We start from the raw sequence: 15,826 nt of genomic DNA, 5'->3' as shown, positions 1-15,826 counted from the left end.
ATCAATAGCGGCGTTCGTTTTTTCCAATTGGCGGTTTGTATGCCCTGTCTTTACTTTTACCCCCTATTTTTTATAGGGGAATTAAGGGCATGCATAAACTTAAGCTGGCCGTTGGATTAGGGGCTGTTGCGTATTTTGCGACAGTGGCAGTGGTTGATAACTTTGATCAACAGTTGAGTGAAAGCCGCGCAGAAGTCGGAATCGCACCGTCGATTAATGCACTTTCGGCTGATGCTTTTGCCATTATGAACAATAACGGCTGTGCCTACTGTCACACCAGCGATAGCGACATGCCATTTTATGGTCAACTTCCGGTTGCGAAACAATTGATGGACAGTGATGTTGAGCGCGGTACTCGTCATTTTAATATTGAAGGCATGATGACGCAGGTTCGTGAGGGCGAGTTGGTGTCGGAGCTTGAGCTTGCGAAATTAGAATCCGTGCTGGATGACGGTAGCATGCCGCCACCTCTGTATTTATCGATGCATTGGCGTTCTAAGTTATCTTCGGAAGAAACGGCAACTTTGCGTGATTGGGTAAAACAAGAGCGTATGCGCCACCATATTAATTCAGCTGCAAAAAATGATTTCAAATACGATGCCGTACAGCCGATCACCACTGAGTTTGAAGTGGATATGGCGAAAGTCGAGTTGGGTAACAAGCTTTTCCACGATACGCGTTTATCTGGTGATAACACGGTTTCTTGTGCGAGTTGTCACTCGTTAGCCACAGGGGGCGTTGACCGATTGACTACTTCGTTAGGGGTGAACAATGCCGTTGGTCCAATTAATGCACCAACCGTGTATAACGCAGTCTTCAATAGCCATCAATTCTGGGATGGACGCGCGGCTGACTTACAAGCGCAAGCTGGGGGACCACCGCTAAACCCGTTAGAAATGGCATCTGAATCTTGGCATCAAATCAGCGAAAAGCTTCTTGCTGATGAAGATATGCAACAAGCCTTTGCCGCGATTTATGATGAAGGAATTACCGAACATACCATTACCGACGCCATTGCTGAATTTGAGAAAACGCTGGTGACACCAAACAGCCGTTTTGATCAATTCTTACGTGGTGATGAAGCGGCTTTGAGTGCAGATGAAAAAGAAGGTTATGCGCTGTTCAAGCAACACAAATGTGCAACCTGTCATGTTGGTGAAGCGATGGGCGGACAAGGCTTTGAAGTCATGGGTCTAAAGAAAGATTACTTTGCTGAGCGTGGTAATGTCACCGATGTTGATAACGGACGCTTCAATGTCACGGGTGATCCTGCGGATATGCACCGCTTTAAAGTGCCAACCCTACGAAATGTAGCGCTAACGGCACCGTATTTCCATGATGGTCAGGCTGCGACACTGGAACAAGCCGTAGATCAGATGGCGTACTATCAAGTAGGTGTGAAGCTAACAGCAAGTGAAATTAGTAAAATTACCGCGTACTTGGAAACCTTGACTGGCGAGTACCAAGGGCAGTTACTGCAGTAATATCAGTGCATACTTGTGGTTGAACACCATTGTTAAAAAACGCGCTTTTCTCGAGAGTTTCTCTATGAGTAAAGCGCGTTTTTGTTGGAGCCCCTTTTAGATATCTGAGGCTAGATAACAGTGTTATAGCTGTTCTTAGTTAGCGAATAGCGCTGGTGTTGGAAGGGGGCGTTATCTAATTTTGTTTGCGCCATCATTTCGGAAGCCAATCTTTTACGCACTTGGTGTAAGTGGGAATGGCTTTTGGTTTTAATTAGCACCCGTACTCGATGTTTATCGCAGCTCATAGCTTTATTTTCTTGCCACATAAGACACATTGATAAATCGAGTTATAGAGCATCCGTTCAAAAAAATTCCGCTTTAATTGCCTCACTTCTTTATGAATACAATCTTTTTGATTCATGGTTACCTCATCAAGTTTAAATCACGCAGCTGTTTAAAATGGGTTGCTAAAAGATGTCGCAAGCCCGAAAGAAGTGGATAGTAAAGTGCCGCGATAAAGCGCATAAAAGAGGGGCTAATTTGACAAAGCGGCGGTTAAATGCGTCAAAGTGAGTTGTAACTAGGATGTTGTTATAGCAAAGGCTGTTGACTGATTTGCGTTAACGTCTTACGGAAAATGCTTAGCTAGTGAGCCACTGTAAATCAGGACGTTATGCTGAGTCACATATACAGCAGCCAAGTCAGAATACAGCCGTGACTAACTTACTGGGGATTGAGTTGTTAATTTGGTTGTAGAGAGCGAATAACTAAAATAGCCATAAAGAGGAAGGCATAAAACTGGCTATATCTGTTTATAAGTGGGTATGCCTTCATCTGGGTTGTGGGTAAGCTTAAATCACAACAGTTGAAACTGTGGGTTAGGCTCTGCTTGTGGCAAGTTGATATTGGGTAGGGCAAGGTTCGCGCAGTCGTTAGCTTGCGAGGTTAGCTGCTGTTGTAGTTTTTTGTAGAGTCGCACTGCTAACTCTGGGGCGTGGTTGTTATCTGGCGTGTGAATAAACAAGTACGGTTGTTTGTTCTCTTTTAACCAAACAGTTAAGCGTGCCAGCCAGTTATTAAAGAAGGCATCGTTACTCAAATCGTCTGGGTGACCAATAAAGCGGATCATAGGATGCTGACTGGTCGCAATGGCATGGACGGGGACTTTCGGTTTTTTCTGATGGGCGTCGATCACTGCTTCGGTTGTGGGTGGTGCGGCAAACACAGGGCGGCTATCCATAATAATACGGTTGGCATCGTGTTTGATTAGCAACTGGTTCAGTGCCCGTTCTTCCTCACCTTTATTAAAGAAAGCAAGGTGGCGTACTTCAACCCCCACCGGCAGTTGTTTGGGTAATCGAGTTAGAAAGCTGTCGAGTTGCGTAAGGTGCTGCGGTCCAAAATGAGCTGGTAGCTGAATTTTCCACAGCCCGACTTTATTGATCAAGGGTGACATAACGGCGAAGAAATCACTAACCAACTGATCACAATGTTGTAATTGCTGTTGGTGGGTAATGGCCGAGGGGAGCTTAAAGGTGAAACGAAAATCATCGCTAGTTGCATCGTGCCATTTTTTCACGGTTGTTGCCGCTGGCGTGGCGTAGAAAGTGGTGTTGCCCTCGACAGTTGAAAAAACGTCGGCGTATCTGGCAAGACGATCACCGTTTTTACAGCCCTTACCATACAAAGATTGTTGCCAATGGTTGTGTGACCACATCGCGAGTCCGAGGCGAAGCGGAAGTGTTGGTGTTGAGGTGTTGGCTGACATAGCAAAGCATATTATTTGTTGTTATTACCTTAAGATTATCAGAAACAGGATGGGATGTGTGGCAGCGTCAGCGCATTTGCTGGTGGAGGTGTTGCTATAAATTGATGGTTGTTTGAGCGTAATTGGGTATAGATAGCGCAAGGAATCGCTTTTGATCGTGTTTTTTGCTTGATTTCGGTTGTCCTCTTTTCCTACATTAAGACTTTTCTTTATAATAACGCGTTATTTTTGTCTCTCGACCACACCTAATCATCAATCTTGGATGAGTTTTGGGCGATTTGCGGTCGGGATGAGTCAACCTGTGCGAGCGGGGCCGCTTGCTAAAATCGCCTACAGGATCAAGTAAACAGAATCGGGAATTTCTTATGCGCACCCAATATTGTGGTCACCTGAACAAGTCCCTTGCAGGGCAAACAGTAGAGCTATGCGGCTGGGTTAACCGTCGTCGTGATTTAGGCGGTCTTATTTTCATCGATATGCGAGATCGTGAAGGTATCGTTCAGGTAGTAGTTGATCCAGATATGGCGGATGCGTATGAAGTGGCTAGCACTCTTCGTAACGAATTCTGTATCAAGCTAACTGGTGAAGTTCGCGTTCGTCCTGAAAGCCAAGCAAACAAAGACATGGCAACAGGTGAAGTAGAAGTACTAGCGTCTGGTCTTGAGATCATCAACCGCTCTGATGTACTGCCTCTAGACTTCAACCAAAAGAACTCTGAAGAGCAGCGTCTAAAGTACCGTTACCTAGACTTACGTCGTCCAGAAATGAGCGATCGCATCAAGCTACGTGCAAAAGCATCTAGCTTTGTTCGTCGTTTCCTAGATGACAACGGCTTCCTAGACATCGAAACACCAGTACTAACTAAAGCGACACCAGAAGGTGCTCGTGACTACCTAGTACCAAGCCGTGTTCACAAAGGTAGCTTCTACGCGCTTCCACAATCTCCACAGCTATTCAAACAGCTGCTAATGATGTCTGGTTTCGATCGTTACTACCAAATCGTTAAGTGTTTCCGTGACGAAGACCTACGTGCTGACCGTCAACCAGAATTCACTCAGATCGATATCGAAACATCATTCATGTCTGCTGAGCAAGTGCGTGAAACCACTGAAAAAATGGTTCGCGACATGTGGCAAGAGCTATTAAATGTAGACCTTGGTCAATTCCCTATCATGCCGTTTAGCGAAGCAATTCGCCGTTTCGGTTCTGATAAGCCAGACCTTCGTAACCCACTAGAGCTAGTAGACGTTGCTGATCTAGTGAAAGACGTTGAGTTCAAAGTATTCTCAGGCCCTGCTAACGACGAAAAAGGTCGTGTTGCAGTTATCCGCGTACCAGGTGGTGCGAAACTTACTCGTAAGCAAATCGATAGCTACGGTGAGTTCGTTGGTATCTACGGTGCGAAAGGTCTTGCATGGATGAAGGTTAACGACCGTGCTGCTGGCATGGAAGGTATCCAATCTCCAGTGGCTAAGTTCCTAAACGAAGACGTGATCAACGGTATTCTAGATCGCACTCAAGCGGAATCTGGCGATATCATCCTATTCGGTGCAGACAAAGCAAACATCGTTGCTGAAGCACTAGGCGCACTTCGTCTGAAACTAGGTAAAGATCTAGAACTAACTGACGAGTCTGCATGGGCACCTCTATGGGTTGTTGACTTCCCTATGTTTGAAGAAGACGACGAAGGTAACCTGCACGCAATGCACCACCCATTCACATCACCTCTAGGTGTGACTGCGGAAGAGCTAAAAGCAAACCCTGCAGCGGCTAACTCAAACGCATACGATATGGTACTAAACGGCTACGAAGTGGGCGGTGGTTCTGTTCGTATTCACAATGCAGAAATGCAAGCTGCGGTATTCGATATCCTAGGTATCGATGCAGAAGAGCAACAGCTGAAGTTTGGTTTCCTACTAGACGCACTGAAGTTTGGTACGCCTCCACACGCCGGTCTTGCATTCGGTCTTGACCGTCTAGTGATGCTACTGTGTGGTACTGAAAACATCCGTGATGTTATCGCGTTCCCTAAAACAACAGCGGCAGCGTGCTTACTAACGGACGCACCAAGCCTTGCAAACCCTGCAGCGCTAGAAGAACTAGCAATTGCAGTGACAGCGGCGAAAGAAAAAGACGCTGAGTAAGAGTAATTACATTACTTATTAAGACTGGCCGAAAGGCCAGTCTTTGTTTAGGGCGTTAAATACTGATCACAAATTGAAAAGGTATTTAAGCTCTGGTTAGAAAAACCTTTGGGTTTTCCCTTTCATAATGATACCAAGGTGACTAATTATGCTACTAATTAGTACTTTCTAGGTATTAGGAGCATTCGCTCCCCTGAGCTCAGCCCTATTGAGACATTCATCAGAGAATAATCGGAGTCTGACATGGCAGGTCATAGTAAATTCGCCAACATCAAACACCGTAAAGCAGCACAAGATGCTAAACGCGGTAAAATTTTCACCAAGCTTATTCGTGAGATCGTCGTTGCGACCAAAGAAGGCGGCGCTGAAGTAGAAAACAATCCACGTCTACGTGCGGCAATTGATAAAGCATTATCAAATAACATGACACGTGACACTATCAACCGCGCAGTTTCTCGTGGTGCTGGTGGTGAAGGCGAAGATGACATGGAAACCGTGATCTACGAAGGTTACGGTCCAGGTGGTACGGCAGTTATGGTTGAGTGTATGACAGACAACCGCAACCGCACGGTATCAGGCGTACGTCACGCATTTTCAAAATCGGGCGGTAACTTAGGTACCGACGGCAGTGTAAACTACCTGTTTGAGAAAAAAGGTGTGATTTCTTACGCGCCGGGCCTGGATGAAGACGCGGTAATGGAAGCGGCACTGGAAGGTGGTGCTGATGACGTTGAAACCGCAGATGACGGTGCCATCGACGTTTACACTACGCCAGCGGATTTCGGTCCGGTGAAAGATGCGCTAGATGCAGCGGGCTTTGAAGCGGCTAACGCAGAAGTAACTTTGGTTCCTTCAACCAAAGCTGAGCTAGACGCTGACACTGCACCTAAGTTACTACGCCTAATCGATGCACTTGAAGATCAAGATGATGTTCAAGAAGTTTACCATAATGGTGATATTTCAGATGAGGTTGCAGCTCAGCTGTAAGCTTAATCTAATATGTCGATTATTTTAGGTATTGACCCCGGCTCGCGAATCACAGGCTATGGTGTGATCCGTCAGCAAGGACGACACCTTGAATACCTTGGCAGCGGGTGTATTCGTACCTCTGCCGAGGATATTCCAACCCGTTTAAAACAGATCTACGCTGGTGTCTCGGAAGTGATCACTCAGTTTCAGCCCGATGTGTTTGCGATTGAAGAAGTCTTCATGGGCAAAAACGCCAGTTCGGCGCTGAAGTTAGGGCAGGCTCGCGGCAGTGCGATTGTTGCAGCAGTAAATGCCGATTTACCTGTGAGTGAATACGCGGCGCGTTTGATTAAACAAGCCGTTGTTGGCACCGGTGGGGCAGACAAAGCGCAAGTGCAACACATGGTGTGCTCGGTGTTAAAATTGCCGGGTAAACCACAAGCCGATGCCGCCGATGCGTTGGCAGTCGCAATTTGTCATGCGCATACGCATAAGACCTTGGTCGCGATGGCTGGGCGTGCCAGTGGTGCACGTCGTGGTCGTTATCGATAATGTCTGCCAGAACACGTTTCAGCGCATTGATGAGCACAGCACTTTTCAGTGATATCGTCTAAAAGCAGCTTCGGCTGCTTTTTCTTTATGGCTATCTTCTTTTCGTGATCCGCCATGAGGAATTTCCTCGTTCATCATCACAAATAGCTGGATGTCCATCCAGTATTTGATTATCCTTGGGCTAATTTTGATTCAAATAAAGAGATGAAGCTGTGATTGGTCGTCTACGTGGAACCGTATTGGAAAAGCAACCACCTGAAGTACTACTGGAAGTGGGTGGAGTAGGTTATGAAATTCAAATGCCTATGAGTTGTTTCTATGAGCTGCCAGAAGTCGGCCAAGAAGCGATTGTGTTTACCCATTTTGTTGTGCGTGAAGACGCACAATTGCTATATGGCTTCAATAAAAAAAGCGAACGTGAATTGTTCCGTGAAGTGATCAAAGCAAACGGTGTTGGTCCGAAACTGGGCTTAGCTATTTTGTCGGCAATGACGGCTAGCCAGTTTGTCTTGAGCGTGGAAAATGAAGATATCACTACACTCGTGAAGATCCCAGGTGTAGGCAAGAAAACCGCAGAGCGCTTAGTGATTGAAATGCGTGACCGTCTGAAAGGCTGGGGCGAGGGTGATCTGTTTACTCCGGCACAAGATACGGCTGCATCACAAGCGGTTGAAGCGCAATCATCAGCACGCGCTGAAGATGAAGCGGTAAGTGCGCTGGTGGCACTGGGCTACAAACCTCAGCAAGCATCAAAAGTGGTGTCGCAAGTAGCACAACCAGATATGAGCAGCGAAGCCATCATCCGTGATGCGCTACGTTCAATGGTTTAATCGAGTTCGGTAGTTATCCATGATTGAAGCGGATCGCTTAATATCCAGCAATTTTGAATCAACGCGCGAAGAAGACGTTATCGATCGTGCGATACGTCCTAAGCTATTGCAAGACTACCAAGGTCAGGACCATGTTCGTGATCAGATGGAAATCTTTATTAAAGCAGCACAACTTCGTGATGAAGCACTCGATCACCTGTTGATTTTTGGTCCTCCGGGTTTGGGTAAAACCACACTGGCGAATATTGTCGCTAACGAAATGGGCGTAAATATTCGTACGACTTCTGGTCCGGTATTAGAAAAAGCGGGTGACTTGGCTGCTTTGCTGACCAACCTTGAAGAAAATGATGTGCTTTTTATTGATGAGATCCACCGCTTAAGCCCACAGGTTGAAGAGGTGTTGTATCCGGCAATGGAAGATTACCAACTCGATATCATGATTGGTGAAGGACCAGCTGCACGTTCGATCAAAATTGATTTACCGCCATTTACTTTAATCGGTGCGACAACTCGAGCGGGTTCCCTGACTTCACCGCTACGTGACCGCTTTGGTATTACTCAACGTTTGGAGTATTACAAGGTTGATGATTTAAAAGACATTGTTCAGCGTAGTGCAAATTGTCTTGGCTTATCAATGGAAACGGAAGGGGCAATGGAGGTGGCTGTGCGTTCACGTGGTACGCCGCGTATTGCTAACCGCTTATTGCGCCGTGTACGTGATTATGCCGAGGTGAAAGGCAATGGTCATATTTGCCCTGATATTGCAGCGAAAGCATTGGATATGCTTGATGTAGATAGCAGTGGCTTTGACTATATGGACCGTAAGCTATTGATGGCTATCATCGATAAATTTATGGGGGGTCCTGTTGGGTTAGATAACTTGGCTGCAGCGATTGGTGAAGAGAAAGACACCATTGAGGATGTATTAGAGCCGTATTTGATCCAACAAGGTTATCTACAGCGTACGCCACGTGGTCGTATTGCTACTCAACGCGCTTATTTACACTTTGGTTTGGATTTTCCTAGCGAAAAGTAAGCGTAGTGGGTAAATGAAATGTAAAAAAACGAGGCTTCCGAGCCTCGTTTTTTTGTTTCTAGCCATTAACGGTAAGCAAAACGTGTTAATGGCTAGCTTTAAACTGGTTTTTTATTTACATCTTAATGACAAGTCAGTCGTCTATACTAAGGGATGACCAGTCATTTGCTGCAAATTTGACGCAATTTTATCGCGTCTTAATATGCACGCTTATACAGTTCAACAAAACTTGGTTGGTATAAAGCGATAATTTTTTCAAAAATACGTGCCATAACGACTACCTCAATCAAGTTAAAAGTGACAAAGCGAGACAGTGCTAATTTTTCATAAAGCACTGCTTTTATAGCTTGGGAGATGGAATCATCTTCTGACGCTGATTATAGGATTATTTTGTGAGAGGAAAAGCGAGTTAAATTACAATTTCGCATAAGTTTAGATAATGCGAAAAATGGCGTTTTTTAAAAGTTAGAGCTAACTCTTTGATGTTATTGATAGCTTTAAAAGCGTTAAAATCACAGTGAAGAACACATGAAATTATCCTTCTTTTTTCTAAGTGTAATTTCTTGTTGTGTGACTAATTAAAAACAGAATGTGTATAACTGTGATCCCATTCGAAGCCTTCTGAAAAATCTTATCTTTTAGTGCCTTAATAAGTCATCTGACGAATGCTCAAAAATATGATCCAAATCAATTGATATGGGATCGTTTAAATTTTGAGCAATGTTTATTGATTTTTATCAAAGCAAAATGTGCGATAAATCCTTTGAAGCTGGCACCAATTACCAGTAATATTAGCAATGACTTTATTAGCTGTAGCTTAACAATAAGTTAACTAATAACATACAAAATTACAACATAATAGATGGAGGCCATGATTCATGGCGATCAGGAAGATTTATGAGTTGTGATCTTTTGTTAGCTACATTTTGCTAAGCCCAATCATCGGTACACAAACGAAGTACTGTCACCAGTCAGCCTGGTGAAAAAAGGAGTTCACAATGTTCACTGATATCGTCGAACTATCGCGGTTACAGTTCGCATTAACTGCGATGTATCACTTTTTGTTCGTCCCATTGACTCTAGGTATGGCATTCCTACTTGCCATTATGGAGTCTGTTTACGTAATGACTGGAAAGCAAATCTACAAGGACATGACTAAGTTCTGGGGTAAGCTTTTTGGTATTAACTTTGCTCTTGGTGTGGCTACAGGTCTAACCATGGAGTTCCAGTTTGGTACAAACTGGGCTTACTACTCGCACTATGTTGGTGACATCTTTGGTGCCCCGCTAGCGATTGAAGCACTGATCGCATTCTTCTTAGAATCCACTTTCGTTGGTCTGTTCTTCTTCGGTTGGGATCGCCTATCAAAGCGTCAGCACTTAACAGTAACTTGGTTAGTTGCGTTAGGTTCTAACTTCTCAGCGCTTTGGATTCTGGTTGCTAACGGCTGGATGCAAAACCCAGTGGGTGCGGAATTTAACTTCGAAACAATGCGTATGGAAATGGTGAGCTTCGCTGAAGTTGTACTAAACCCAGTTGCGCAGGTTAAATTCGTTCACACAGTAGCATCGGGTTATGTAACAGGTGCAATGTTCATCCTTGGTATCAGTTCTTACTACTTACTGAAAGGTCGTGACATTCCTTTTGCTCGTCGTTCATTCGCAATCGCTGCTTCATTTGGTATGGCTGCGATCTTGTCTGTTATCGTACTTGGTGACGAATCAGGCTACGAGTTAGGTGACGTACAAAAAACTAAACTAGCGGCAATCGAAGCTGAATGGCACACAGAAGAAGCGCCTGCAGCCTTCACTGCATTTGGTCTACCTAACCAAGAAACAATGGAAACAGATTACGCGATTAAGATCCCTTACCTAATGGGTATTATCGCGACTCGTTCTCTAGATACAGAAGTAACTGGTCTACGTGATCTTAAAGTTGAGCACGAAGAGCGTATCCGTAACGGTATGGTTGCTTACGGTCTACTAGAGAAACTACGTGCAGGTGAGAAAACGCCTGAAAACATTGCAGCATTTGATGAAGTGAAGCACGACCTAGGTTACGGCTTCCTACTTAAACCATACGCAGAGAATGTTGTTGACGCGACTGAAGCAGACATCGCGAAAGCAGCTGACGACTCTATCCCTACGGTATGGCCGCTGTTCTGGAGCTTCCGCATCATGGTTGCTGCAGGTTTCCTAATGCTAGGTATTATTGGTGCGGCATTCATTCAGACTTGTCGTCACAAAATTACTGAGAAGCAATGGGTACTTAAAGCTGCACTATACGGTATTCCACTACCTTGGATCGCAGTTGAAGCAGGCTGGTTCGTTGCAGAGTACGGTCGTCAACCTTGGGCTGTAGGTGAAATCCTTCCTGTGTCTATGGCGGCATCTAACCTTGCAGCATCTGACATCATTACTTCAATGCTAGCAATTATCGGTCTATACACTGTATTCCTGATTGCTGAAATGTACCTAATGATCAAGTTTGCTCGTTTAGGTCCAAGCAGCCTGAAGACAGGTCGCTACCACTTTGAAACAAATGACGCACCACAAAACGTGGTATCTCGTCAGGTTGAAGCGTAATCAGGGAGATTTAAGCAATGTTTGAATATGAAGTATTGCGATTCATCTGGTGGGCGTTGATTGGTGTGCTTTGCATCGGTTTCGCAGTAACAGATGGTTTTGATATGGGCGTGGGCGCGTTGGTACCAGTAATTGGTAAAACCGACAACGAACGCCGTGTAATGATTAACTCAATCGCACCGCACTGGGATGGTAACCAAGTTTGGCTTATCACTGCGGGTGGTGCACTATTCGCAGCATGGCCACTAGTTTACGCAACGGCGTTCTCTGGTTTCTACCTTGCGATGATCGTAACGCTAGCTGCACTATGGCTACGTCCAATTGGCTTCGACTACCGTTCTAAGCTAACTGAAGACAAATGGCGTAATGCTTGGGATAAAGCAATTTTCGTAGGTAGCTTCGTGCCACCTGTGATCTTCGGTGTGGCTTTCGGTAACCTGCTTCAAGGTGTACCTTTCGAGCTAAACGAGTTCTTGATCCCAACGTACAAAGGTTCGTTCTTTGGCCTACTAAACCCATTTGCGCTGCTATGTGGTCTAGTAAGCTCAATGATGATCATCACTCAAGGTGCGACTTACCTACAGATGAAAACCACAGGCGAACTGCACACTCGTGCACGTAACGTAACTGTGATTACTGCAATTGCGACTGCTGTACTGTTTGCGATTGCGGGCTTCTGGGCTCAAAGCATCGAAGGTTATGTGATCACGTCTGAGATCGTAACAAACGCACCTTCAAACCCACTAACGAAAGAAGTGGAACGTTTGTCTGGCGCGCTATTCGCTAACTACGAAGCATACCCACTACTATGGGCAGCTCCACTACTAGCAGTAGTAATGCCATTGCTAACGGTTATTGCAACTAAAGCTGACCGTGGCGCGTTTGCGTTCTTAACTTCAAGCCTAACAATGGCTGGCGTTATCCTGACGTTTGGTTTCGCGCTATTCCCATTCATCATGCCGTCAAGCTTGTTCCCAAGCCACAGCCTGACAATGTGGGATGCGACCTCTTCTGAGCTAACGCTGAACATTATGACTGGTGTAGCGTTCGTGATGGTGCCAATTATCCTTGGTTACACTATCTGGACTTACTACAAAATGTTTGGCCGTCTTGATGACAAGTTCATCGAAGAAAACAAAAACTCACTGTACTAAGGAGACGACACCATGTGGTATTTTGCTTGGATTCTAGGTGTTCTGCTTGCTTGTTCGTTCGGCATTATTAATGCGCTTTGGTTGGAAACAACTGAAAATATGGACGAGTCTGGTGAGTAAGATCAACCTGTGGGTTAAACAAGCCCATCAACCATTGAGTCAAGGCGCTATCCGTCTTGTAGCTATGATGGCGGGTTTAGCGTTAACGGGCCTAATTCTATGGGACCCAACTCAATTTGCGCATGCAATTGGTGGGTTCGGCCCGGTAATTTCGCCAGCCATGATTTGGGCAATCTGTAGCACCATGATTTATGGGGTAGGGTTTGTACCAAGAAACTGGTTTTGGCAGGTGTTCTTCACGCCATTTTTAGCGCTGCCAGTTTTAGCCTACATCTATTGGTTACGCTTCTTCTAAGACGCGGGTTAATAGAATAATAACGGCCGATTGTGATATCACAATCGGCCGTTTTTTTATCTGAATTATTTGGTTACAAAACTTTCAAACCAAAAGCGGCAGAAACGCCAAATATTAGGTCCATGCTCGAAGCGAGAGACTTGCTAATAAACATTGTAACGTACTGTTTTTATGTAGGAGAGTCGTGCTTTATGATGCAATGAATTTATGCCCCTATAAGCGGATTTGCTTGGTATAATCAGCGTCAAAATTATGCGGCGAAATTTCATTAAACTCATTTAGTTAGGTATAGTGATGTCTGCTGTTTTACCCGAGAGAGACCATGGAAGCTGTGAAAACATTTAATTGGCCCATCACTATCTACTACGAAGATACAGACGCTGGTGGGGTGGTGTATCACTCCAATTATTTAAAATACTTCGAACGAGCAAGAACGGAACTCTTGCGTGAAAATGGTGTCAGTCAACAAGCGCTGCTTGAAGCTGATGTAGGCTTCGTTGTTCGTCACCTCGAAATTGACTACATAAAAGGTGCCAAATTAGATGATATGTTGGTAGTTCGCACCCATATCAGCGATTTACGCCGCGCATCTATCGAATTTTGTCAGGATTTAGTTAACAATGAAGGCCAAATCTTGTGTAAAGCCGTGGTTAAGGTAGCCTGTATTAACTCTCGCACCATGAAACCTATCGCAATTCCAGAAAATATTAAGTCGGAGATATCTAGTGACTGCTGAATTATCAATTCTAGACCTGTTTCTACAGGCCAGCCTGTTGGTAAAAATTGTAATGCTTATTTTGCTTGGCATGTCGGTGGTCTCATGGGCAATGATTATCAAGCGTTCGCAAATCCTGTCTGAAGCGATTTCTAAAGCCGAGCGTTTTGAAGACCGTTTTTGGTCAGCGAGCGATCTGTCTCAGCTTTATCAAGAAGTGTCAGCACGTAAAGATAGCTTGATCGGCACCGAACAAATTTTTTACGCAGGCTTTAAAGAGTTCGCTCGCCTTCACCGCAGCAATGGCAAAGTGCCAGAAGCGGTAATGGAAGGTACAGGTCGTGCCATGCGTGTCTCTCTATCGCGTGAAGTCGATAGCCTAGAAACCAATCTACCGTTCCTTGCGACAGTGGGTTCTATCAGCCCGTACATCGGTCTATTCGGTACGGTATGGGGCATCATGCACGCTTTCATCGCGTTGGGTGCCGTTAAGCAAGCAACGCTGGCTATGGTGGCACCTGGTATCGCGGAAGCACTTGTTGCGACAGCGATGGGTCTGTTTGCGGCAATTCCTGCGGTAATGTTCTATAACCGCCTAACAAACCGCGTTTCAAAACTAGAGCACACTTACGCAACCTTTATGGAAGAGTTCTCTAGCATCTTGCACCGCCAAGCCTTTGCTGGCACTCAGGAGCAATAAGCCATGGCGTACCAACCAAAAAAGCGAAAAATGACGGCCGAGATTAACGTGGTGCCGTATATCGATGTGATGTTGGTACTGCTTATCATCTTCATGGTAACGGCACCTTTTGTTACGCAAGGGGTGGATGTAGAGCTACCGGCAACCTCGACGGCTAAGTCGGTAGCCGACCTCTCTAAAGATGACAGTGGTGCGCCCATTATTGTCGAAGTCGATCAGAATGGTAACTTAGGGTTAAGTGTGAACAACGGCGATGTCGTTCGTGGGTTAAACATGAATGACATGCTGACGCGTGTTCGCGCTGAATTACAGTTGAACCCGAAATCAACTGTGTTAGTGGGCGGTGATAGCCGTGCACAGTATGCCTATATTATTGAAACCTTAGATGCGCTAAACCGCGCTGGGGTAGCATCGGTAGGCCTAATGACGGAACCATTAGAGCAGTAGGAGTCATCAAACCGATGAGAAATAATAACTACAGCGCTGCTGTCATTATTTCGTTAATTCTTCATGCTTTACTCTTGGTGGCGTTGTTGTGGGGCACCGATTTTTCGATGGATAAACCGAAACAATCAGGTAATACCATACAAGCCGTCGTTGTCGATCCTGCTTTGGTCAATCAACAAGCCCAGCGGATCAGACAAGAGCGTGAAAATGCGAAAAAGGCAGAGCAAGATCGCTTACGCCGTTTAGAACAACAAGCGGCACAGCTAGAGAAACAACGTCAGGCAGAAGAGAAACGCCTGCGTGAACTAAAAGCTAATAAGCTCAAAGCAGAAAAAGAAGCACGTGAAGCGGAGAAAGAACGTCAACGTGTGGCTGCGGAGCGTAAGAAAGCCGCAGAAGAAAAACGCAAAGCTGATGAAGCAGCGAAAGTGGCAAAAGCGCAAGCTGCTAAAGCAGAAGCGGAGCGAAAAGCCAAACAAGAGGCAGCACGTAAAGCGGAGCAAGAGCGTCAGCGTAAGCTAGCAGAACAGCGCAAAGCGGAAGAAGCCGCTCGCAAGGCAGAAGAAGCGCGTAAAGCGAAAGAGGCCGAGCGAAAACGAGCTGAAGCAGCTGCCAAGAAAGCTGAGCAAGCTCGTAAAGAAGCAGAACGTAAAGCTGCCGAAGCGCGTGAATTGCAACGCCAGCAAGAAGCAGCGCTAAACGATATGTTTGCCGGGCTGGAAGCAGAAACCGAACAACGTGGCGGGGCGCGTGGTCAGTTTATTGCTGACGAAGCGAAACGCTACGGTAGTATCTATAAGCAAATGATCCAACAGAACTTGCTGGTGGATCAGAGCTTTTTTGGCAAAGAGTGTGTCATCCGTATGCGCTTGTCAGCGAACGGTCTATTGTTGGATGCGAGTGAAGATGGTGGTGATGCGACACTATGTCGTGCTGCGAAAGCTGCAGTGGTGAAGGTGAGCCAATTCCCTATGCCTGAAGATCCCGCTGTGGTTGAAAAGCTACGTTCTATTCGACTAACCGTCAGCCCAGAGTAAAAGGATAA

15 protein-coding genes are annotated in these 15,826 nt (G+C 45.6%); 14 read left to right on the top strand and 1 reads right to left on the bottom strand.

Annotation, left to right across the window (positions count from 1 at the left end):
- Positions 1–89: 89 nt before the first annotated feature.
- Positions 90–1,484 carry a cytochrome-c peroxidase gene (locus tag A3K86_RS06010; protein ID WP_068329097.1) on the top strand — a complete coding sequence of 465 codons (1,395 nt, stop codon included), beginning with the start codon at positions 90–92 and terminating at the stop codon, positions 1,482–1,484.
- Positions 1,485–2,322: 838 nt separating this feature from the next.
- Here A3K86_RS06010 and A3K86_RS06000 read toward each other — a convergent pair.
- Positions 2,323–3,234 carry a DUF72 domain-containing protein gene (locus A3K86_RS06000; protein ID WP_068329091.1) on the bottom strand — a complete coding sequence of 304 codons (912 nt, stop codon included), beginning with the start codon at positions 3,232–3,234 and terminating at the stop codon, positions 2,323–2,325.
- Between the two features lie 365 nt (positions 3,235–3,599).
- Between A3K86_RS06000 and aspS the strand changes: the two genes are divergently transcribed.
- The 13 genes from aspS to tolA all read left to right on the top strand — a co-directional run bounded on the left by aspS (position 3,600) and on the right by tolA (position 15,818).
- On the top strand, positions 3,600–5,378 hold the full coding sequence (gene aspS / locus A3K86_RS05995) for an aspartate--tRNA ligase (RefSeq protein WP_068329088.1): 1,779 nt from the start codon (positions 3,600–3,602) through the stop codon (positions 5,376–5,378).
- 243 nt (positions 5,379–5,621) lie between these two features.
- Positions 5,622–6,365 (top strand): YebC/PmpR family DNA-binding transcriptional regulator, encoded by a 744-nt coding sequence (locus A3K86_RS05990; protein ID WP_068329085.1) that lies wholly within the window; start codon positions 5,622–5,624, stop codon positions 6,363–6,365.
- Positions 6,366–6,377: 12 nt separating this feature from the next.
- Positions 6,378–6,899 (top strand): crossover junction endodeoxyribonuclease RuvC, encoded by a 522-nt coding sequence (gene ruvC, locus A3K86_RS05985; RefSeq protein ID WP_068329082.1) that lies wholly within the window; start codon positions 6,378–6,380, stop codon positions 6,897–6,899.
- 212 nt (positions 6,900–7,111) lie between these two features.
- Complete coding sequence (gene ruvA, locus A3K86_RS05980; RefSeq protein ID WP_068329079.1) at positions 7,112–7,729, top strand: Holliday junction branch migration protein RuvA; 618 nt, start codon at positions 7,112–7,114, stop codon at positions 7,727–7,729.
- A 19-nt stretch (positions 7,730–7,748) separates the two neighbouring features.
- Positions 7,749–8,765, top strand: coding sequence for a Holliday junction branch migration DNA helicase RuvB (gene ruvB, locus A3K86_RS05975; RefSeq protein ID WP_068329076.1), 1,017 nt, complete (start codon positions 7,749–7,751; stop codon positions 8,763–8,765).
- 998 nt (positions 8,766–9,763) lie between these two features.
- Positions 9,764–11,350: a cytochrome ubiquinol oxidase subunit I gene (gene cydA, locus A3K86_RS05970; RefSeq protein ID WP_068329073.1), complete on the top strand. Its 1,587-nt coding sequence runs from the start codon at positions 9,764–9,766 to the stop codon at positions 11,348–11,350.
- 17 nt (positions 11,351–11,367) lie between these two features.
- Complete coding sequence (gene cydB / locus A3K86_RS05965; RefSeq protein ID WP_068329070.1) at positions 11,368–12,504, top strand: cytochrome d ubiquinol oxidase subunit II; 1,137 nt, start codon at positions 11,368–11,370, stop codon at positions 12,502–12,504.
- Positions 12,505–12,516: 12 nt separating this feature from the next.
- Positions 12,517–12,624: a cytochrome bd-I oxidase subunit CydX gene (cydX, locus tag A3K86_RS05960; RefSeq protein ID WP_068329067.1), complete on the top strand. Its 108-nt coding sequence runs from the start codon at positions 12,517–12,519 to the stop codon at positions 12,622–12,624.
- Complete coding sequence (gene ybgE, locus A3K86_RS05955) at positions 12,617–12,919, top strand: cyd operon protein YbgE (RefSeq protein WP_068329065.1); 303 nt, start codon at positions 12,617–12,619, stop codon at positions 12,917–12,919. The genes cydX and ybgE overlap by 8 nt, the downstream gene beginning before the upstream one ends.
- 322 nt (positions 12,920–13,241) lie before the next feature.
- Positions 13,242–13,655 (top strand): tol-pal system-associated acyl-CoA thioesterase, encoded by a 414-nt coding sequence (gene ybgC / locus A3K86_RS05950; protein WP_068329062.1) that lies wholly within the window; start codon positions 13,242–13,244, stop codon positions 13,653–13,655.
- Entirely contained in the window at positions 13,645–14,334 is a 690-nt protein-coding gene (tolQ, locus tag A3K86_RS05945) for a protein TolQ (RefSeq protein ID WP_068329059.1), read from the top strand. Before ybgC ends, tolQ begins: the two co-directional genes overlap by 11 nt.
- 3 nt (positions 14,335–14,337) lie before the next feature.
- The gene (gene tolR / locus A3K86_RS05940) at positions 14,338–14,781 is read left to right on the top strand and encodes a protein TolR (protein ID WP_068329055.1); all 444 of its coding nucleotides are present in this window, start codon (positions 14,338–14,340) and stop codon (positions 14,779–14,781) included.
- Between the two features lie 14 nt (positions 14,782–14,795).
- Positions 14,796–15,818: a cell envelope integrity protein TolA gene (tolA, locus tag A3K86_RS05935; RefSeq protein WP_068329052.1), complete on the top strand. Its 1,023-nt coding sequence runs from the start codon at positions 14,796–14,798 to the stop codon at positions 15,816–15,818.
- Positions 15,819–15,826 lie beyond the last annotated feature (8 nt).

The organism is Photobacterium jeanii (genome assembly GCF_001650345.1).
GTDB classification, from domain to species: domain Bacteria; phylum Pseudomonadota; class Gammaproteobacteria; order Enterobacterales; family Vibrionaceae; genus Photobacterium; species Photobacterium jeanii.
The sequence above is the reverse complement of the archived record's forward strand: the minus strand, read 5'-3'. Positions and strand labels throughout refer to the sequence as shown.